Consider the following 20,336-nt stretch of genomic DNA (forward strand, 5'->3'; position numbering starts at 1 on the left):
CGGCTGCGGCACGATCCGGCCCTGGCGCGGCGCCGGCAGCGGGGCTGCAGCCGGCGCCTGGATCCGCGGGCTCTGGATGCGGCGGCCCGCGACGGGCGCGGGATCCCGGGCCGGCGGCGCGAGGTCGTCGTCATCCTCCTCGGCCGGGTAGAAGTCGTCCTCAGGGGGGTAATCCTCGTCCGGCGCGGGCCCGTCGGGGCTCGCGTCCGCCTGGCGCTGTCCCTGGAATCCGGAAAGGACCGGCTCCCGTCGTGCTCCGCCCGCCGGCGATGCGACGGGCTCGATTCTCGGCTGGCCGCCGCGCTTCCGCTTCGAGCCGAAGCGCCGCGCGAGGCCGGCCCGGAACGAAAGACCCCAGTGGGCGAGAAAGCCGGCCAGAAGCCGGAGGCGCCCGCTCTCTCCATCGTCGTCTTCGCCGTCGAACGCGGAGGAAGGCGCCGCGACCTGCGTCGGCGAGGCCTTCGGCGCCTTCTGGCGGCGCGGACGGTTGAGGCGCTCGGCGAGCGGCTCGGTTCGCGCGAAGCTCGCGACGAGGAGCGGCAGCGAGACCATGCCGCAGACGATCCCGATCGCCGCGCGCGCGCCGGCGCTCATCATCTCGCCGGACATCGCTTCCGGGACCCGCAGCACGAGATCGCCCACCGCGCCGCCGAGTCCGACCGGGAGCGGCCAGCCAGCCGGCGTGGGGAAGCAGGCGAGCGCCGTCGAAAGCAGCAGGATCCCCCCGAGCCAGTAGGCGGACTGAATGCGGATCTGGCGCGGCACGCGGAGCCGGAAGAGCTTCCAGCCATGCCCGGCGACCGGGAGCACGAGGCCGAGAATGGCCAGCCCGAGAAACTGCATCGCGAGATCGGCGAAGATCGCTCCCGGTCCGAGGAGCAGGTTCCGGACCGGGCCGTCCGCCGCATAGCTGAGGCTCGGGTCGTCGGCGTGCCAGCTCGCGAGGCTCACCGTCATGGCGAGCGCGACGAGGATGAGGAGAAGCCCCGCGAGCTTCGTGCCGTTGCGGGTGGCGAACTCGCGAAATCGGCCGTGGCCGCCGTGGAAGTCGGCGAGAGTTCCGTAGGTCATGTCGGTCTGACGCACACTGCTGGGGCCAAGCGGCCGTCCCGATCCGGACCGTAGTGAACCCCGGTAAATCGTGCATTAACCACGCGGCCCGGGGGCCGGCTTCCGTGAACGCCAAACGGCCCGGCAGTTGCCTGCCGGGCCGTCCAGGTCCGCTCGCTTGGGAGGGAGCGAGGAAGTCTTCTCAGCTGTGGTACGCCGCCTCGCCGTGCGAGCTCAGGTCGAGGCCGGTCCGCTCGGCCTCGGTGCTGGCGCGCAGGCCGATCACGAGGTCGGCGATCTTGTAGGCGATCGCGCTGCCGATGCCGCACCAGACGATGGTCACGCAGACCGCAAGGAACTGGGTCCAGACCTGGCCGGCAATGCTGAAGTCCTCGGCGCCGGTGCCGCCGAGCGACGGCGCGGTCAGGATGCCGGTTCCGAGCGCGCCGATGATGCCGCCGATGCCATGGACCCCGAAGACGTCCAGGCTGTCGTCATAGCCGGCCGCGGGCTTCACCACGGAGACGAAGAAGTAGCAGCCTGCGCTCGCCACGACGCCGAGGATGATCGCGCCGACCGGCCCGATCGTGCCGCAGGCCGGCGTGACGGCCACCAGGCCGGCCACCAGGCCGGACGCGGCGCCCAGCATCGACGACTTGCCGCGCACGACGGCCTCGATGATCGACCAGGCCACGATCGCGCCGGCCGTCGCCGTGAAGGTGTTGATCATCGCGAGCGTCGTGCCGCCGTTCGCCTCGAGATTGGAACCGGCGTTGAAGCCGAACCAGCCGACCCACAGGAGCGAGGCGCCGACCATGGTGAGGGTCATGGAATGCGGGGCCATCATATCGCGCCCGAGGCCTTCCCGCTTGCCCACCATGAGGCAGCCGACGAGGCCGGCAATGCCCGCATTGATGTGGACGACGGTACCGCCGGCGAAGTCGAGGGCGCCCCAGTTGAAGAGCAGGCCGCTGCCCGCCCAGACCATGTGGGCGACCGGGAAGTAGACGATCGTCACCCAGATCGCGGCGAAGAGCATGATGGCGCCGAATTTCACCCGCTCGGCGAAGGCGCCGACGATGAGCGCCGGGGTGATCGCGGCGAACGTCATCTGGAAGCAGATGAAGACGAACTCCGGGATGACCTCGTCGGAGAACGTCGCCGCGGTCGAATCCGCCGTCACGCCTGCCAGGAACATCTTGCCGAAGCCGGAGATGAACGCGTTGCCGCCGTCGCCGAAGGCCATGGTGTAGCCGTAGAGGACCCAGATGATCATCACCATCGCGGTGATCATCATGACCTGCATCAGCACCGAGAGCATGTTCTTGGCGCGGACGAGGCCGCCATAGAACAGGGCGAGGCCGGGGATCGTCATCAGGAGGACGAGCACCGTGGCCGTCATCATCCACGCGGTGTTGCCGGGGTTGGGGACCGCGGGTGCGGCCTCTGCCGCCGCCGGCGCGGCGTCCTGGGCGAACGCGGCCATCGTGCTCGCCGCGACCAGGGCGAGCGCGGCCGGAATGATCCTACTGAACTTCATCGTTTCCCTCGCGAATGGATAGTGCCCGAGATCAGAGCGCATCGATGTCGGTCTCGCCCGTGCGGATGCGCACCGCGTGGTCGACAGGCACCACGAAGATCTTGCCGTCGCCGATCTGGCCGGTCTTCGCGGTCATGACGATCGAATCGACGACCTTGTCGGCGTCGGCGGCGGGCACCGCGACCTCGATCTTCACCTTCGGGATGAAACTGACCGCATATTCAGCGCCCCGGTAGATTTCCGTATGGCCCTTCTGGCGGCCGTATCCCCGAACCTCCGTGACGGTCAGGCCCTGGACTCCAAGTGTCATGAGCGCGTCACGCACCTCGTCCAGCTTGAATGGCTTGATGATCGCAATGATGAGTTTCATGCGGTCGCTCGCTCCTGTCTGGCGGCTTCGGATGCCGCGCTCGAACGCGGGCGACTGCCCGCTGCGAGGAGCTGTCCAAATTGCGTGCCAGTTTCAGCGTTTGCGGCGGAACCGCGGCGCCGAAGCGCCTACAGACTGATCGAATGCACAAATCGTGGGCAGAATCGGTCGAAAGGCGAATCTTTTAGTCAGACTGCCTCACCCGGATCAGCCCTTCCTGGGCCACGGAGGCCACCAGCGTTCCGTCCGGCGCATAAATCGCGCCCCGCGTGAGGCCGCGGCTGCCCGAGGCGTTCGGGCTGTCCTGGTCGTAGAGGAGCCAGTCGTCGGCGCGGAACGGCCTGTGGAACCACATCGCGTGGTCGAGGCTTGCGACCTGCAGGTCGCTGTCGAACACGGAGCGCCCGTGGGCAAAGAGCGACGTGTCGAGGAGCGTCATGTCGGACGCGTAGGCGAGCACGCAATCGTGGATGGCTGGATCGTCCGGAAGCGGGCCGGTCGCCCGGAACCAGACGCGCTGAACGGCCTCGAGCTTCGTGCGGCTGACATAGTGCTTCAGGCTGACCGGGCGGAACTCGAGCGGACGCTCGCGCTCCCAGTAGGCGCGGATCGGCTTCGGCGCGCTCGACATCATGAGCGCCTTCATATCCTCCTCGGACATCAGGGATTCGGGCCGTGGCACGTCGGGCATGGCCATCTGGTGCTGGAGCCCGCTCTCGCGGACCTGGAACGAGGCCGACATGGAGAAGATCGCCTGGCCGTGCTGGATTGCGACGACGCGGCGGGTCGTGAAGCTCTTGCCGTCGCGGATGCGGTCGACCTGATAGACGATCGGAACCGTGGGATCGCCGGGACGCATGAAATAACCGTGCAGGGAATGCACGTTCCGGCCCGGCTCGACGGTCCGGGTCGCGGCGACCAAAGCCTGCCCGATGACCTGGCCGCCGAAGACGCGCTGCCAGCCGGCCTGAGGGCTGCGGCCGCGAAACAGGTTGTGCTCAAGCGGTTCGAGATCGAGAATGTCGAGCAGGTTCTGAATGGCGTTTGGCATGGACCTTCCGGTCGTCGCGGATCCCAGTCGGGGCTCGGCAAGGTCGGCAGAGTGCCGGGCTGAGTCAAGCAAGCGGGGACAAGGAATGGCGAACATGGGAGATCGCGAGGCCCCGGAGGTGGTCGTTGCGGGCGGCGGCTCGGCCGGCCTCTGCCTCGGCCTTGCGCTCAAGCGCTTCCTGCCCGATCTCGCCGTCGAGGTGATCGATGCGCGCCCGTCCGGCGCGGCATCCTCCGACGAGCGCTCCTCCGCGATCGCCGCGGCCGCCCGCCGCATGCTCGAGCGGCTCGGCGTGTGGGATGTCCTCGCCGACGACGCCCAGCCCATCCTTTCGATGGAGGTGACGGACAGCCGGACGGGCGACGCGACGCGCCCGGTGTTCCTCACCTTCGACGGCAATGTGGCGGAAGGCGAGCCGTTCGCGCACATGGTGGGCAATGCGCCTCTCCTGGAGGCGCTGCGCGCCGAAGCGGAGGCGGCGGGCGTGAAGACGACCTGGAGCGACGGCGTCGCCGGGTTCTCTCCCGAGCCGGGCGCCGTGCGGATCGACCTTTCGTCGGGCAAGCGCCGCAGCGCCAGGCTGCTGGTGGCGGCCGACGGCGTCAGGTCGCGGCTGCGCAGCCTCGCCGGCATCAAGACCGTCGAGTGGAGCTATCCGCAGATGGCGCTGGTCTGCACGGTGGGCCACGAGCGGCCGCACCACGGCGTCGCGGTGGAGCACTTCCTGCCGGCGGGCCCTTTCGCCATCCTGCCGCTCAAGGGCAACCGGTCCTCCCTCGTCTGGACCGAGCGGAAGGAGGATGCCGAGCGGCTCCTGAACGGCGACGAGTTCGTGTTCCTGGTCGAGCTGGAGCGCCGGTTCGGTCACCGGCTCGGCAGGATCGAGCTGGAGAGCCGGCGGCAGGGCTATCCGCTCGGCCTGATCCTCGCCCGCGATTTCGTGAAGCCGCGGCTCGCCCTTCTCGGCGATGCGGCCCATGGCATCCACCCGATCGCCGGCCAGGGGCTCAATCTCGGCTTCCGCGACGTCGCGGCGCTCGCCGAAACGCTCGTCGATGCGGCGCGGCTCGGGCTCGACATCGGCGGTATCGACGTGCTGCGCCGGTACGAGCGCTGGCGGCGCTACGACACCTGGCAGATGGGGGTCACGACGGACATCCTGAACCGCCTGTTCTCGAACGACATAATGCCCGTGCGGGCGTTCCGCGATTTCGGGCTCGGCCTGGTCGACCGCATGCCGCAGCTGAAGCGGATGTTCATCGGCGAGGCCGCCGGCCTCGGCGGCGACCTGCCGAAGCTCCTCGCCGGCCACGCGATCTAACGGCGGGAGGCGGGGCGCCTATTCTTCCAGGGGTCGCGCCTCCTCCTCGAGAAGGATCGGGATGCCGTCGCGGATCGGGTAGGCGAGCTTCGCCGCGCGGCTCACCAGCTCCTGCCTGGCGCGGTCGTATTCGAGCGTCGTCTTGGTGACCGGACAGACCAGGATCTCGAGCAGCTTCGGATCGACCTGCCGCGGCTGTGAACGCTCTTCCATGTCTGCTTCCTCCGAGCCGGCCTATTGCAGCGACGGCGATGCGCGGCCGCCGGCGAGCGCGATCTCGGTTATGGCGATCAGGGTCTGCGCGCGGCGCGCGTGGTCCGGCGCCTCGAGGAGCGCCTGCTTCTCGGACGGACCCCACGGGCTCATCATGGAGAGCGCGGTCACGAGGCTTGCATTCGATGCCTTGTTGACGCTCTCCCAATCGGCCTCGAGCCCGTGCGCGTCGAGATAGGCCCGGAACGTCTTCAGGAGCGCCTTGCGGTCCACCCCCGCCTCGCCCTGCCGCGGCTCGGCGATGTCGAAGAAGGAGGCCGTGCTCACGCGCGCCTGCCGGAACGGCGTCTCCACCTCGATCTCCTCGACGACCTTGAACCGCGTGATGCCGGCGAGCGTGACGAGGTACCGGCCGTCGCCGCTTTCGGAGAACTGGACGATCCGGCCGGCGCAGCCGATCTCGCAGAGGTCCGGGTCGCGCTCGTTGGCGATCTGGTCGAGCTGGGGCTGGATCATGCCGATGATGCGGTCGCGTCCGAGCACCCAGTCGATCATGGCGACGTAGCGCGGTTCGAAGATGTTGAGCGGAAGCTGGCCGTTCGGCAGGAGCAGAGCGCCGGCGAGCGGAAAGACGGGGATGACGTCCGGCAGATCGGACGGCTCGTCGTAGCGCTGATTGCCCGCTTGCACCGTCACGTCTCGCCTCGCGCCGCACCGCCTTTCAGAGAAGTTAGGCGAAAAGCAGGGACGACAAGCGCTGGCGGCCCCTGATCGTCGCCGGATCCTTCGGACCCCAGGCCTCGAAGAACTGCACGAGCTGCTTGCGCGCGCCGTCCTCGCTCCACTCGCGGTCGCGCCGGATGATCTCGAGGAGCTGTTCCACCGCGCCGAGGCGGTCGCCGCGGGAATTGAGCGCGAGCGCGAGATCGAAGCGGCTCTGGTGGTCGTGCGGGTGCCGCTCGATGCGGGCACGGAGCTCCGCCGGGCTGCCGAGCTCGGAGGCCTGCTCCGCCAGCTCCAGCGCCGCCCGTGCACCGGCGACGGCGGCATCCTTCGCCAGTTCCGGGGGAAGGCTGTCGAGGATCGCGCGGGCCTGCTCGACGCCCCCGAGCGCGATCTCGCAGCGTGCCAGGCCGGCGACCGCCTTGGCGTTCTCCGGCTCCTCCTGCAGCACCGCGCCGTAGAGGTTGGCGGCACCCGCATAATCCTTCTCGGCGAAGGCCGCCTCGGCCGCCTCGAGCGCCTGCTCGGCCGCGCTCGGTCCGATCGGCCCGGCGACGCGTTCGATGAAGGCGAGCACCTGGCTCTCCGGCAGCGCGCCCATGAAGCCGTCGAGCGGCTGGCCGTTCTTGAAGGCGATCACCGCCGGAATCGACTGGATGCCGAGCTGGCCCGCAATCTCCGGGTGCTCGTCGATGTTCATCTTGACGAGCCTCACCTTGCCGCCGGCCTGGCGGACGGCCTTCTCGATGACGGGACCGAGCTGGCGGCACGGGCCGCACCAGGGCGCCCAGAAGTCGACGAGAACGGGGACGGTTCGCGAGGGCTCCAGCACGTCCGCCCGGAAGGTGCGGGTCGTGGTGTCCTTGACGAGCTCGTCCTGGCTCGACGGCGCGCTCTGCCGGCCGCCGGTGATGAAGCTGTCGCTCATGATGTCGGTCCTTGTCAGGTTCGGCTCAAATGTGGCGTCGCGGCGGCCTTCAGGGAAGCCCCGCCGGCACCGTCTCCGACAGGGCGACGATCAGCGGCTCGTGCCCCGTCGCGCGGAGGAAGGCGATGAGATCCGCGCCGGCGATCGCGGTGGTGGCGGTGTTCTCGAGCGGATGGAAGTTGAGCGGATCGTGCGAGAGCAGGGCCTCGTCGAGCACCACCGTGACCCGGCGCTCGCTGTCGTTGAGCGCGCCGAACGGCGTCACCGAGCCGGGCGCGACGCCGAGCGTCTCGTAAAGCAGTTCCGGCCGCCCGAACGAGAGGCGGGCGCTGCCGATCCGGCCGTGGAGCGACTTCAGGTCGATCGCCGTGTCCTCCTCCGCGACGACGAGGAACAGCCGTTCCTTCTTGTCCTTGAGGAACAGGTTCTTGGTGTGGCCGCCGGGGATTGCGCCGCGCAGGCGCTGCGATTCCTCGACGGTGAAGAGCGGCGGGTGCTCGTGCGTGGTCGTGGCGATCCCGAGCCGGCCCAGGAAGTCCATAAGGTCGCGGCGGCTCATCGGCATGGCTCTGTTCCTGCAGGCGTGCGACGGCGCGGGTTAACGCATGCCGGCGCCCTCGACAACTCCCGCCCCCTGGCCCCGCGCTGCGCGGGATGGCGCCAAGGGGCGGGACATGCCGCGCCCGCCGAAGGGGCCCCGGACCGCAGTCACTCCGCTGTTGCATTCGCCGGGGCCTTGCGCCATATACGCGCCACTGGATGCGTATCGCGCGTCGACGCGGGTGTAGCTCAGGGGTAGAGCACAACCTTGCCAAGGTTGGGGTCGAGGGTTCGAATCCCTTCGCCCGCTCCAGTTTTCTTCAGCAACTTCAGAGACTTCGAAGCGGCCCTGCGGGGCCGTTTCTGCTTCCCTGGCGTCTCTACAAACTCCGGGGAAGCATGGGGGAAGCAGCCGTCAGGGAAAGTTTGCGCGCTCCGCACAGCCGTGGCGTAGAACGGACGCCCCTGATGTTCGCACAGGGAAGTGCTCCGCGGCGCAGAGCGCGCTGCTTCGCAGTGCTTCCCCAAACTTGCTTCGATCGCCATTCGGCTTCCCCGAACTGCTTCCCCGGCTGAATCGTGTCCTGACGGTATCACCGCGCCAGTAGCAAAATCGCTTGCCCTGCACGGCGATCCACCGTACAATCTATCGCAGATTGGAGGTGATATGGCAAGCTCATCCGAACGCAGACAGGCGCCCAAGGACCGGGAGTACAAGACCGAACGCCTGGAACTCCGGCTGGCGCCGTCGGCAAAGCAGCTCATCCAGCGAGCCATGTCGGTTACCGGCCTTAATGCCGGCGACCTAGCCTACGAAGGCGCGCGGCGCGTGCTCGATGAGCACGAGCGAATGGTTCTGACCGGCGCGGACCGTGAAGCTTTCCTGGAGGCGGTAAGAAATCCGCCTGAGCCAACAGACGCACTCGTCGAGGCCCTCCGGCGTCACCGCACCGTGGTCGGCTGACCGCCCCTTGCCCGTGACCATTGAGCCGCTCGGCCCGCATCATGAGCGGCGTGCCTTCACCTGCGGTCAACCTGCCCTTGACATCTGGTTCCGCGAACGCGCTGGCCAGGACGAGAAACGCAATCTTGCGCGCGTGTTCGTGGCGACCGACGACCAGGGCATTGCCGGATTCTACTCGCTCAGTACCTATACGCTGAGCCTCTCCGACCTGCCGACTGACCTCGCGCGCAAGCTGCCCCGCTATGAGGCCTTGCCCGCTGCCCTCGTGGGGCGCCTTGCGCGGGCCGAGCGCGTCCGCAGGCAGGGCGTGGGCGAGCTACTGATCGCCGACGCCCTGAGGCGCACGCTCTCTGCTGCGCAGAGCGTGGCTGTCTATGCCATTCTGGTTGACTCGAAGGACGAGCGCGGATCGGCATTCTACAAGAGGTTCGGATTTCAACCTTTTCCGTCAAGGCCAAGCCGCTTGTTCCTTCTGGCCGAAACCGCCGCAAAGGCACTTAGACGGCTCGGATGAAGTTGCGCCATCCAAGGCGAGACCCCCGTGGCTTTGCACTCCGAAGGCTGCCAACCTCTTGGATTTGGGTTTTTACATCAGCAGCTTAAAGCCTGTTTGGAGTCTCCCTCCAGAGCCTTGCAACCACATTGCAACCACCTGAGGCGCACTCTGATTCCGTTTAGGCGTCCTGGAACGTCTTCGGAACGGTCGGACCTAGCGCCGCTTTGAACCGCCTCGCTCGCCACTTCGCACAACGAGACGTGCGCTGTGCCGTTGCTCCTCCACCCTCGAAAGAAGCTTCGCTCGTGCGCACAGTCTCCGGATAGGTTGGCCCTAGTAGCTTGTCACCAGCCGGCCAGGCGCCGGGAACACGGAGGATGACAATGACCATCGACAGCCAGACCAGCGACCGCCTGCTAACCGAGATCGAGCGGCAGCAGAAGTACCTCGACAAGTTGCCCGAGGACTTCGAGTTTCCGCTTTTCAATGCGGCTCAGGCTCTCGAGTCGCAGCGCCGTAGCGGCTACCGCAACACCGCCGCCGCCGCGCGCGAGATCGTCGACAACGCCATGGAGGCCGGCGCGAGCCGCATCGACGTCTGCCTCGCGAAACCTAAGCAGCTAAAGCAATATCAGCGCTCGGAATCGATCAACGCGATCGCGTTCATCGACAACGGCTCGGGCATGCTGCCGAAGATGGCGCAGTATGCGCTCTCCTGGGGTTCGGGCACCCATTTCGACGACCCCTCCTTCATCGGTAAGTTCGGCTTCGGGCTGCCGAACGCCTCGATCAACCAGACGCGTCAGGTCGAGGTTTATACCCGCACCAAGGCCGATGAACCGATCACCATGGCCAAGCTCGATGTCCGTGAGGTGAAGCAGCACGGGCTCCAGACCATCGGTGACCCGGTCGAGGCTTCGTTGCCCGATTTCGTGCAAGCCTATCTCGACAAGCATGGGCTGCCCTTCGATCACGGGACCGTCGTGGTCTGGGTCGAGCCGGACCGGCTCACCTACCGCACGCTGTCGACCATGCGCGAGCACCTGCTCGATGACTTCGGGGTGACATATCGTTATCTCCTGGATCGCGCCAGCATCTACATTGATGGCAAGAAGGTCGAGCCGGTCGATCCGTTGTTCCTGACTCCAGGCGCCCGCTACTATTTGGACCCGGACAAGGGTGGAGCAGAGCAGAGCGCGGAATGGAACATTGCGGTCAAGTACGCGCTCGATCCCGAGACTGGTCAGATGGTGCTGTCGAGGGTCGCGGACGAGGCCGAACTCGACGCCGCAGATCCCAACGTCGTCGCCATGGGCGCGATCTATGTGCGGGTCAGCCGCTTTCCTTACGGCTTCGCCGAGCACAAGGATGGTAAGGCCGAGACTGACGCCCATCGCCGCTTCGAGATCCGTAAGAGCCGACGCGGCATGGCCTTCGTGCGGGCCAAGCGCGAGATCGAGACCGTGGACGTCTTTCCCAAGTCGCTGCGCGATCAGGCGAAGGGACTGGGCGACTGGCCACTCCTGCAGTCCTACGCCTATCACTGGGGCGTCGAGGTCCGCTTCGAGCCGGCGCTCGACGAGGTCTTCGGCATCACCAACGACAAGCAGACGGTCCGTCCGATCGAGGACCTGTGGCGACTGTTTGCCAGCAAGGAGATCGGCATCGACGCGCAACTCGGTCGCGAGCAGACCTTCCAGCGCAAGATGCGCAAGGCTGAGAGCGACAAGCGCAAGGCGGCCGAAGCTCGCCAAGCTGACGCTCCCACCTTGGGCGAGGCGGCTGCCGCGAAGGCCGACAGCGTGGCGGGCCAGCGTCCGCGCGTCGCCGATCACGGCAAGGCTGACGCGCGGGAAGCGTTCGAGGAGGAAGCGAAGCGCCGGTCGAAGGTCAATAAGGTCTCAATCGACGCTGCGCGGAAAGCGCTTGAGGATGAGGCCAAGAAGCGGCCCTATGTCATCGACTTCTACGACGAAGCGCGCGGGCCGTTCTACAAGCCGGAGTGGCGGCACGGCACGCAGGTGGCCGTTCTGATCAACCGCCAGCACGCTTTCTTCCAGACGCTCTATGGCCCACTTCTCAAGACGCCCGATGTCGGTCAGGCCAAGCACGCGCTCGATGTGCTGCTGATCGCCCTGGCTCGCGCCGAACTCACGGTCGACGACGAGCAGGCGTCGCTCTGGTACGAAGCGCAGCGCGAACGCCACTGGAGCAGCTTCCTCAACGACGCCTACCGTTCGCTCCAGCAGACGATGGCACCAGTGGACGAGGAGACCGCCGAGCACGAGACCGCTGGCAACCCACCCGGCGAGGACGGCGACTTGGAGAAGGCGGCGTAGCGCCAACAGACGTTACGTCGAAGGCCAGCTTGGCAGGTCGCACCGCGGCCTGCTAGGCTGGCCCTAGTAGGTGTACAGCTCGAGACCAGTGTAGGTACGGCCAAGTGCCGTCATGTCCCCGGACGCTGCATCGGCCTTCAAGCTGATCTGAAGGCCAACGCAGCGAAAGGAGGACTCCGTGAAGAACGGCGTCTCGACGATCACGTTTGCCGCCCTGATACAGGCGGCCCTCACTGGCACCCCCAAGTACAATAACCAGCGCTTCGGTCTCGCGGTGCTCGCCTATGCCCGCCGCATGTGCCGGGCCCGTGCGCCTGACCTCCCTGATCATTTGATTGAGGATGTGGCACAGGAAGCGATTGCCAATCTCTTTGCCTCCGGACCGAGCGCCCTCAGCATGACGCCGCCTATGAAACTGCTCCGGCACGCCATGCTCGCCGCCATCCGCAAGGTGCGGGCCGACCACGCCCCTCCCGGCCAGCGCACGCGTCGCTACCGCGAGGAGCCTCGCGACCGGGTCGCGGCCGAGGACGCCGCGCGCATCCCGAACACCGCCACGATCGAGGCCGCGACCGTCAGGCAGGGCGAGCACGCGGCCATCGACGTCAACGACTTTCCCTGTCCCGCGGCGGAACGCGCTATCATGGAGGCCGAGCAGCGGATCACGATCGACCGCGCGCTCGCCAAGTTGCCGCCGAACATCGCCCAGGCGCTTCGGCTCGTCCGTTTGGAGGAGCGGCCAATGTCGGAGGTGGCGGCCCTTGCCGGCATCAGCCGCTTCGTCCTGCATCGCCGCATTGAGCAGCACTGCGCCGTGTTCCGCATGGCGGCCTGAGCCGTGTCGGGCATCACTGGTTCGCTGCGGGGAGCGGGCTTCGCGCCCGCCCTCGCGGCCCAGCGCGCCTACCTCGAGCAGGGCGGCGCGCGATTGAGATTCGGCCTGATCGTGCCAGAGGCCTTCGTCCGCGGCATCCGTGACCTCGGCTACCGAAGCAACGGTGATGCGATATCCGAACTGATCGATAACGCCGTCCAGGCCTACGCCGACCGCGTCGACGTGCTATTCGGCTTCGAAGGCGGCACTTCGCTCAAGAAGCCGGCGCAGCTCGCCGTCGTGGATAATGGTCACGGGATGGAGCCCGACATGATTCGCATGGCGGTCATGTGGGGCGGCACCCACCGGGAGAACGATCGTGGCGGACTGGGCCGCTACGGCTACGGTCTGCCCTGCGCCTCGGTTAGCCTGGGCCGCCGGTTTACCGTTTATTCGGCGGTGGAAGGCGGTCGCCTCTTTGCCGTGACAGTCGACCTCGATCGCCTCGCCTCCGGCGACTATACCGATCCGACCGGTGAGATAGTTGTTCCAGTTGCGGAGCCTGCCACCCTACCGCCGTTCGTCGCGGATGCGATCGCTGCGGCCTATCCAGCGGGCTGGAGATCCGGCACGGTGATCCTCATTGAGAAGCTGGATCGGCTCGAGTGGACCACCGCACAGGGATTACGCGAGAACCTGTGTCGACAGTTCGGCGTCACCTACCACAAGCTGCGCGGCGACGCGGCAATCTACGTAGATGGGCAGTTCGTCGAGCCGATCGACCCCCTGTTCCTTACACCTGGTTTCAGGTTCTTCGACCTCGACGCTGATCGAGCTGTCCCGCTCGATCCGATTCGGCTCGAGGCCCGGAACCCCGAGGACCGCACGTACATGGGCGCGGTTACGCTGCGCTACGCTTGGCTGCCCCCGAGCTTCGGCTCCGTCGACAAGGCCCGCGACGCCGTAGGCGTCAACGCTAATGATCGCTTCGCGGTCATGAAGGACTACCACGGGCTCATCTTCAGCCGGAATGGCCGGCTGATCGACGTGCAGACACGGACTCCCTGGACCAGCTTCATCAACAATGACCGCTACATCAAGGTGGAGGTCGAGTTCTCGGCCACGCTCGACGAGGCGTTCGGCGTAACGACCTCGAAGCAGCAGGTGACTGTGTCCCCGTTCGCCTGGGACTTGCTCCTTCAGGCCGGCCTGCCCAAGGCGATCGAGCAACTCAGGATGAAGGTCAAGGAAGCCAAACTCGAGCGTCGCGCGCGAGCTCTGTCGCCGTCGCCGGGCGAACGTCGCCTGTCGGAGCGCGCCATGAGCGCACCGACTGGCCTCGCGTCGGGCCAAGGGCAACTCGACCTGCGACCGCCGCGCTACCGCACCGTGCTAGAGCATGTGCCCGACGAGCCCTTCTTCAAGGTCGATCGCAGCGGTGACCTTCGCACCCTGCGCCTCAACACGGCCCACCGGTTCTTCAGCGACATCTACGATGCGCCGGCGGCCACGCCCGAGTTGCGCGCCGCGCTTGAGGTTATGTTGTTCGCATTCGGCGATGCCGTTCTATGCGACGAGCCCCGAAGCGCGCACGGCACCGAGGGAGGCCTCGCGCCATGGTCGCAACGCCTTAACCAAGCTTTGGAAATGCTTGCTGCGCATCTACTTTCCGGTGAAGAAGAGGACGTTGGAGCGGGTGCTTGGGACAATGCCCGCTAGCGGCTCCCCGCAGGATCGGCCATAGAATAGGAGGGTCGTGATCGGCCCAGAGGCGATTCTGGAGGCGGGGTGACGGCAGATAAGGACTTGTACGGGCCGGGGCGTCAGCGGCTCTTCTCCCCGTATCTCGCGCCGGGTGAGCGCGACCGCCTTCATGACGTTCTGGATTTTGGACGCGCCGTGCCACCCAGCTTCGCGAACGAGCTTCGCTCGCTCGCGCGGCGCTTTGTTGACGATGGCGACAGTCTCAAGCTGCGGGCGATCTGCCTGCTCATAGCGGATCTCCACGAACAAGGTTGGCAGATCGACTTCGCCAAGGGTAGGATCACCTTTGCGCCGCCCGGCATCGGGCGCGAAAACCAGCAGAGCATCGAAGATATCAAAGAGCGCGTCCGCACCTCCTTGCAGGCGGCTCGCCAGCGGCAACTTGCCGAGCCATCCGTACGGCAGTTTCTCACACGCATGGAACGGCGCACGGCCCGGCCAGCCGGCCGGTTCTCCGTACTCGACTTGGTGGACAGCGGCGCCGACCTCGCTCGCGAAATTCGGGCGCTCTCACGCTTCGGCGATCTCGACCGTGAGGCTGCGCTCGCCCGCCTCATCGACCCGGTGATCGAGGTCTGTGAGGCCGGCGCCAAGTGCCCCGACACCGGCCTCGCTCTGACCGACATCTGGCGTTACTTCCGGCACACCTGGGCGCACGAGTATCGGGCCATTCCGGGGCGCCAGATGCTGGTGCTCGTCCGTAATGCCGCCAGGCCGCGCAGGCCGATTATCGGCATTGCCATGCTGGCGAGCCCGGTCATGCGTCTCGCCTGCCGCGATAATTGGATCGGCTGGCTGCGAGAAGCTGCGCGGGATCGGGTTGAAACGGGCCTGTGGGATGCTCCGGCGCTCGGCGGCGCTCTTCTCGACCGTCTCACCGAGTCCATCGCCAACATCCGCTCAGACGACTTGGTGACGGCAAAGGAGCTCAGGTCACCGTCTGAGGCCGTATGCCTGCGCTTGGAGCAACGCGCGGCCGGAGCAGCGGCTGCACGCGACGTCCAACTCCGAAGGCACTACGAGCAGCACCGGGACGAGGACGGCCGGGTGAAACCCCACCGTGGTGAGGTGAAAAGCGCCGGCCATGACGTTGATTGGCGGCGCGCGTCGGAGGACCTCCTATTCGTCCGCAAGCGCGCCGAGAGCTTGGCACAGCTTCTTTTCGCCAAACGCACCTTCAACACGGCGCGCGTGGCGCGCGATCCGGTCGCTGGGCTGGAGAACCTATTCGCCTCCACTACGGGTCAGCGCGCGCTCGACATAGCCTTTGCCGAATTCCGCAAATCCGGCTTATCGAGCCAAGTCGCTGACGTAAGCATCTGCGGGGCGGTTCACCCCTACAATCAGTTGCTCGGCGGAAAGCTGGTTGCCTTGCTCCTCGCGTCTCGGGAGGTCAGCGACGCTTACGCCCGGCGCTACGGCGGGCAGGTCAGCGTAATAGCGTCGCAAATGGCGGGACGCCCGATCAGCAAACCCGCCGACCTGCAGATCCTGACCACGACCTCGCTCTATGGCGTCGGCTCCAGCCAGTACAATCGCCTCGCGCTAGCGAGTGCCGATCATCCTGAACTCGAATACGATTTGCGCTGGGGCGCAATTGGTAAAAGCTTGACTGGCGGCTTTGGAACACTGCACCTCGGGACAGAAACCGCCCACGCGTTACGTAGCATGGCTATGTTCCGGCACGACGCCCGGCGCGTTAATAATCGCTTCGGTGAAGGTACTAGCCCAAGACTTCGCCAGATTCGCGAGGGTTTGGACGCGCTCGGCCTTAAAAGCGATTCCATCCTTCACCACGCGACTCCCCGCCTGTTCTACGGCTGCGAACTCAACCCGCAGGCGCGCGAGGCGCTCGTGGGGCTGACGAGCGTCGAAGTACAGGGTCCCGACGTACGCAGCGTTGCCGCCGCATGGCGCCGGCGCTGGCTCAGCAAGCGCGTTCTGCGAGAGGAGACGCTGGTAAGGCTCTCCTCGCTCGGCCCCACCAGCGTCCTCGCCGCGCTCCACACCGATGCGAACGGCCAGTTCTCGCTGGCGCTCAACGATGGCTGAGCCGGACGTCATTTTCGGGTTGGCACCGCGAATAAGGACGGTGGCCAGCGCAATGATCCTTCGGCCCCGGCTGTGTGGTCGAGTGCTCTAGATTTAGGAGCCACTTCAACTCTATCGTGCATCGCGGGAAGGCTATGAAGTGGTCGCCACAGGAGGCAGAGGGGATATCGTGAAATGCACCGAGGACATATGTCCTCTCAAGGCGAGCCGACGGAACCAGACCTCGGGGTGATAACGTCGCCCCCCGGCGTCCCTACTCTTAATGACTGGCAGAGGCGGCTCGAAGAGCATTTCGCCTCCCTGTCGGCCGTGCGGCGCGTGCGTAACCTCCCGCTTTTCGCGCTCGAGCATGGGCTAGATCGCCAAGAGCGCGCCAGCATCGCGACGGCTCTTCACGAAAGCCTGCGATCCGGCGAGCGGCTCGGTAAGCACTGGCTCGTCTGGGTGGTCTACGCGGCCGAGCAGGGCTACGACTACGACGGCGAGGAGTTCTGGTCGACCTTCGAGGCCAGAACACCTTTGTGGACCCAGCGCGCCGACCGCACCTCGCTGCGCAACTGGTTTCGCAAGTTCCACACCGCCTACGGCGGGTTCAAGCCCACCGGCCCCTGGGCGAACTGGTTCTCGATCATCGCCTGGCCGATCACACACGCGCTGCTGCCCAAGGATCTCCAGCAGCAGCTGGCCCGCGCCCTCTACCAGCTTCGCTTTCAGGTCGCCGCCCGCATCGAGAGCCCCCCAGCCGACCTCGGCCGCTATATCGCGCGCTTCTCCCAAGATGCCAGTTCGCGGTTTCGCAACTTCCTCGAACAAGAGGAGATCGTCGGCCGCATCGTCCTAGCGCTATTGGGCGGACGCGCCGCCGAAGCGCAGCACTTCATCCACCCCCCGACGCTGGCGCGGGTCGTCGAGGACTTGGAGCGGGCTCGAAGCGCCCGGGCCTGGCTACGCGACGCTCGTCAGGCGGTTGAGCGCGCCCAGATGAAGGGAGCGTCCCGAGGACTGGTGGTCACGCGCGGCCAGGCCGCCAACGAGCAGTCCGAGCCACAGAAGTCCGCCGCACCCTACATTCGTCCGCGCCTAACGCTGCGTCGCACGGGAACGTCCGAATGGACGCCAGTCGTCGAACTGCCGAGCTTGAGGCCGATTGCCGACCTCCATCCCGATGTCGGTCATTTCCTTCGGCGAACGCGATGCACGGTGGCCGGCTCGGCCGGCGCGCTCCCAGCCGGATGGCTCGCCTCAGGCGATCAGCGGCGCGTCCTCGCCGAATGGCCCGCGACCGGCCAACCGATGGTCCGATTCGAGAGCCAGAATGCCGTCGTCGAGAATCTTCTGCAAAGCGATGGCTGCATCAGCTCAGGCCCGCTCTGGGTCTTCCGCGTCGGTCCTGACGGCCTCGCGCATGAGATCATCGGCCGCTTGGTGCGACCAGGCCGAACCTACGTGCTGGTCTCAAGAGAGACGCTCCCTATACCTGCCCTCGCCGAGGCGGCGGTTCTCCGCTGCGCGGGCGTGCAGGCGTGGGTGCTCCGGGTGCCGGATCAACTCTCGGCCGCTGACATCGTCGCCTTCAAGGCCCTTGGTCTCTCCGTCGCCCAGACGGTCCGGATTCGGCCCGCTGGCCTCGATGCCCGCCGCTGGGATGGCGAGGGATTTAGCGAATGGGTTGAAGGTGAAACACCCTGCTTTGCCCTAGAGAGCGACTTCCCTCTCGCCGCGTACGACCTTCGCCTGAACGGAGAACAGTCCGTCCGTGTGTCGGCCGCCGGCGGACAGTTGCCACTGTTCATCAAGCTGCCGGCGCTCTCGACCGGGCAGCATCAGCTTATGGTCCGCGCCATCAGAGCCGACGGTGGTGGCGACGCCGCGTTGGCGCCGGTCGAAGGTTTCGTGTCGCTCGTCGTGCGTCCACCGCAGCCGTGGAGCACCGGGAGCGCGGGTCACAACGGCCTCGTCGTAACAGCGGAGCCGGCCGAGCCCAGCCTGGATCGCCTCTGGGAAGGCGAAGTGGCACTCCAAATCTTCGGGCCTTCTGGGCGCCGCGTCAGCGCGTGGGTCGAACTGCTCGACGGCGGAGGCGATCAGTTGTCCAGCGAGAAGGTCGCCGAACTCACGCTACCAACGACGCCAAGCGCATGGGAGCGCGCGTTAGCATCGTTCCTGCAGAGAGACCGTGATCCCTGGGCGTATCTGAGCGCGAGCGCCGGCACTCTCATCGTCGATGGCGAGGCGCTCGGCAGCCACCGCGTCCCGCTGACCCGCGACGTTAGCCCCGTCCGCTGGGTGTGGCACAAGACGCAGCGCTCGACGGCGCTTCGCCTTGTCGATGACCACGAGGGTGACGATCCCCTCCATGTAATGTTCTATCCCTTCGCCGCGCCCGCCGAGGGGGTGCCGATCAGTCGCGACGTCCTCGCGACCGCGTGGGTTCCCGACGGGATTGGCGGCCTTTGCGTCGCCAGTTACGGCGCTCAGCGTCAAGCCCTCGTCGCGAGCATGCCGCAAGTAGTGGGCGGGTTCGCCGGACTGCTCGTCCAGCCGGTCATAAGGTCGCTACCGACCGGCGACGAGGCTGTGCTATTGCTCCACGACCTCATTCAACTCTGGTCTGGCGCGCGCCTCACCGGCCCCCTGGCTGGCCAGCGCCGTGACCGAGCCGTAGAGGGTCTCGCGGAACAGCTTATCCGATTGCTGTGCGGCGCCGACTGGGCGGCGGCCGAGGCTGCCTACAAGCGGTCATCGCGCGGCGAGCACGATCTGCGGCGCTTGGCAGACCGGGTCGGCGGGCCGCCGGCTTTTGCCTTCGTTCTCGCGCGCGATGCCATTCTCTACCGATCAATGGGCCGGGACGAACGGCTCAATCACTTTGCTGGCCTAGCCGATCGGTACGGCGTTGCCCGGCGGGAGGCCTGCTCGGCGGCGCTCGACCTGTGTGACACCATGGGTCGCTACGCACCGCTGGATCGGCCGGCGGTCAGCCGTCTCGTCGCCGCCTCGCGGCCTTGGCCTGCCGTCATCCGGGGTGCGCGGCTGATCCACATCGCGACCCCGGTGCGCAGCGCCGCGCCTCTTGCGACGTCCGCGCCGAGGCGCGGATGATCGAACTCGCGAAAGCTGAGGACGTCGTCCGCGCGGCGCGGACGAACCTCGGCCTTGAAGCGTCGGCAACAATCGACGGCGAGTACATCGCTGCAGGACTGCGACGCCTGGCCGGCTTCCTATGCCCTTGCTCGCCGAAAACACTGCTTGGATCCATGGTGGAGAGCCACCGCGGGCTGGCCGGCGATGATTTCGCCGACCGCGTCGAGGAGGCTATCGATGCCTTGGTCGCTATCGGCGACCTGCTGGAGTTGAGCGACGTCACGACGCTTGATGAAACGGTCAAGTCGACTTGGCTGTTCGCCGCCCCGCCGTCGTTCGTTCTGCGGGCCTCGGGAACCGCCTTTCTGCTGGGCTTGGCACCTGACGAGGCGACGCCGGTGCCCGTTGACCTTCAGCGTCGGCTGCGCACCCGCGGCACCACGCGCACGATCGATCCCTCGCCCGGCGAGGATCTCGAGACCCTGCTCACAGGGCTCGGGCTTCGACACCTCTCCATGGAGAATTGGCTCCGACATCCCAAACAGGAGGCCGCACGAGCGCTCGTCGCGTCGCTGGACTCCCTGCTGGACCGTCAAACCCGTTCCGGCGAAGTGGCCGACCTTCGCGTTCTCGACGGGAGGCGGCCCTCGCGACGGTACCGGGCGCGTTGGTGCGAGCCCGGCACGCTGAACGGCCGGTATATCGTCCGCCGTCCGCAAGCCTACGGGGCCGATCTCTGGGGCTACGCCGAACTGGCCAACGGAGCGGCGGTTAGGCTGATCGACTTTCCTCCCGCGGGCAGTCGTTGGCGCGGCTGCGACATCGCTTGGCGCGCCCAAATGGCCGTCGACGCGCTCTCGGGTGACTGTCAGCTCTATCGCCGGCAGGCCTCGGGTGACGCGGTGACCATTGACCTCTTCTCGCCGATTCCCGACTGGGCGCGACGCCGCCTAGCGTTCGTCGGAGAGGAGTTGGAGCCCGAATCCAGCCTGCTGTCCTACCGCTTTTCTCCGGCAGAAGCGGCAACGGAAGAGCAGTTCCTGCGCGACTTCCTCTTCCTGCAGTCAGATCCAGCGTGGAAATGAAA

17 protein-coding genes and 1 tRNA gene are annotated in these 20,336 nt (G+C 66.8%); 10 read left to right on the forward strand and 8 right to left on the reverse strand.

The genetic code is table 11. From position 1 onward, the window contains the following. The 4 genes from E4O86_RS09060 to tesB form a co-directional block, all read right to left on the reverse strand. On the reverse strand, positions 1-1,071 hold a 1,071-nt coding region (locus tag E4O86_RS09060; protein WP_205520797.1), incomplete at its 3' end, for a DNA translocase FtsK 4TM domain-containing protein. A 181-nt stretch (positions 1,072-1,252) separates the two neighbouring features. Further along, positions 1,253-2,590 carry an ammonium transporter gene (locus E4O86_RS09065; RefSeq protein ID WP_161140213.1) on the reverse strand — a complete coding sequence of 446 codons (1,338 nt, stop codon included), beginning with the start codon at positions 2,588-2,590 and terminating at the stop codon, positions 1,253-1,255. Between the two features lie 31 nt (positions 2,591-2,621). Further along, the gene (locus tag E4O86_RS09070; protein WP_161140214.1) at positions 2,622-2,960 is read right to left on the reverse strand and encodes a P-II family nitrogen regulator; all 339 of its coding nucleotides are present in this window, start codon (positions 2,958-2,960) and stop codon (positions 2,622-2,624) included. 184 nt (positions 2,961-3,144) lie between these two features. After that, the gene (gene tesB / locus E4O86_RS09075; RefSeq protein ID WP_161140215.1) at positions 3,145-4,011 is read right to left on the reverse strand and encodes an acyl-CoA thioesterase II; all 867 of its coding nucleotides are present in this window, start codon (positions 4,009-4,011) and stop codon (positions 3,145-3,147) included. Between the two features lie 94 nt (positions 4,012-4,105). Between tesB and E4O86_RS09080 the strand changes: the two genes are divergently transcribed. Beyond that, on the forward strand, positions 4,106-5,332 hold the full coding sequence (locus E4O86_RS09080; RefSeq protein WP_161140247.1) for a ubiquinone biosynthesis hydroxylase: 1,227 nt from the start codon (positions 4,106-4,108) through the stop codon (positions 5,330-5,332). 18 nt (positions 5,333-5,350) lie between these two features. Here the strand turns inward: E4O86_RS09080 and E4O86_RS09085 are convergent, their stop codons facing one another. Genes E4O86_RS09085 through E4O86_RS09100 form a run of 4 tightly spaced genes read right to left on the reverse strand, consistent with a single transcriptional unit; the run spans position 5,351 to position 7,761 of the window. Then, the gene (locus tag E4O86_RS09085; RefSeq protein ID WP_161140216.1) at positions 5,351-5,545 is read right to left on the reverse strand and encodes a Trm112 family protein; all 195 of its coding nucleotides are present in this window, start codon (positions 5,543-5,545) and stop codon (positions 5,351-5,353) included. Positions 5,546-5,566: 21 nt separating this feature from the next. Further along, on the reverse strand, positions 5,567-6,235 hold the full coding sequence (locus E4O86_RS09090; protein WP_161140248.1) for an LON peptidase substrate-binding domain-containing protein: 669 nt from the start codon (positions 6,233-6,235) through the stop codon (positions 5,567-5,569). Positions 6,236-6,275: 40 nt separating this feature from the next. Continuing rightward, complete coding sequence (trxA, locus tag E4O86_RS09095) at positions 6,276-7,196, reverse strand: thioredoxin (protein WP_161140217.1); 921 nt, start codon at positions 7,194-7,196, stop codon at positions 6,276-6,278. A 49-nt stretch (positions 7,197-7,245) separates the two neighbouring features. Next, positions 7,246-7,761: a prolyl-tRNA synthetase associated domain-containing protein gene (locus tag E4O86_RS09100; protein WP_161140218.1), complete on the reverse strand. Its 516-nt coding sequence runs from the start codon at positions 7,759-7,761 to the stop codon at positions 7,246-7,248. A 213-nt stretch (positions 7,762-7,974) separates the two neighbouring features. Here E4O86_RS09100 and E4O86_RS09105 point away from each other — a divergent pair. The 9 genes from E4O86_RS09105 (at position 7,975) to E4O86_RS09145 (ending at position 20,334) form a co-directional block, all read left to right on the forward strand. Then, positions 7,975-8,049 (forward strand) — tRNA-Gly (locus E4O86_RS09105). A gap of 354 nt (positions 8,050-8,403) precedes the next feature. After that, on the forward strand, positions 8,404-8,700 hold the full coding sequence (locus E4O86_RS09110) for a type II toxin-antitoxin system TacA family antitoxin (protein ID WP_161140219.1): 297 nt from the start codon (positions 8,404-8,406) through the stop codon (positions 8,698-8,700). 13 nt (positions 8,701-8,713) lie between these two features. After that, a complete protein-coding gene (locus E4O86_RS09115) occupies positions 8,714-9,214 on the forward strand; it encodes a GNAT family N-acetyltransferase (RefSeq protein WP_343039131.1) in 501 nt (166 codons plus the stop codon). A gap of 365 nt (positions 9,215-9,579) precedes the next feature. Continuing rightward, positions 9,580-11,535: an ATP-binding protein gene (locus E4O86_RS09120; RefSeq protein WP_161140221.1), complete on the forward strand. Its 1,956-nt coding sequence runs from the start codon at positions 9,580-9,582 to the stop codon at positions 11,533-11,535. A 178-nt stretch (positions 11,536-11,713) separates the two neighbouring features. Further along, positions 11,714-12,370 carry an RNA polymerase sigma factor gene (locus E4O86_RS09125; protein WP_161140222.1) on the forward strand — a complete coding sequence of 219 codons (657 nt, stop codon included), beginning with the start codon at positions 11,714-11,716 and terminating at the stop codon, positions 12,368-12,370. 3 nt (positions 12,371-12,373) lie between these two features. Further along, positions 12,374-14,068 carry an ATP-binding protein gene (locus E4O86_RS09130; RefSeq protein ID WP_343039130.1) on the forward strand — a complete coding sequence of 565 codons (1,695 nt, stop codon included), beginning with the start codon at positions 12,374-12,376 and terminating at the stop codon, positions 14,066-14,068. 69 nt (positions 14,069-14,137) lie between these two features. After that, a complete protein-coding gene (locus tag E4O86_RS09135; protein WP_161140223.1) occupies positions 14,138-16,165 on the forward strand; it encodes a Druantia anti-phage system protein DruA in 2,028 nt (675 codons plus the stop codon). A gap of 318 nt (positions 16,166-16,483) precedes the next feature. Beyond that, positions 16,484-19,267, forward strand: a complete 2,784-nt coding sequence (locus E4O86_RS09140) for a hypothetical protein (RefSeq protein WP_161140224.1) — start codon at positions 16,484-16,486, stop codon at positions 19,265-19,267. Then, positions 19,264-20,334, forward strand: coding sequence for a hypothetical protein (locus tag E4O86_RS09145; RefSeq protein WP_161140225.1), 1,071 nt, complete (start codon positions 19,264-19,266; stop codon positions 20,332-20,334). Before E4O86_RS09140 ends, E4O86_RS09145 begins: the two co-directional genes overlap by 4 nt. Positions 20,335-20,336 lie beyond the last annotated feature (2 nt).

The organism is Propylenella binzhouense, from assembly GCF_009866965.1.
Classification (GTDB): domain Bacteria; phylum Pseudomonadota; class Alphaproteobacteria; order Rhizobiales; family Afifellaceae; genus Propylenella; species Propylenella binzhouense.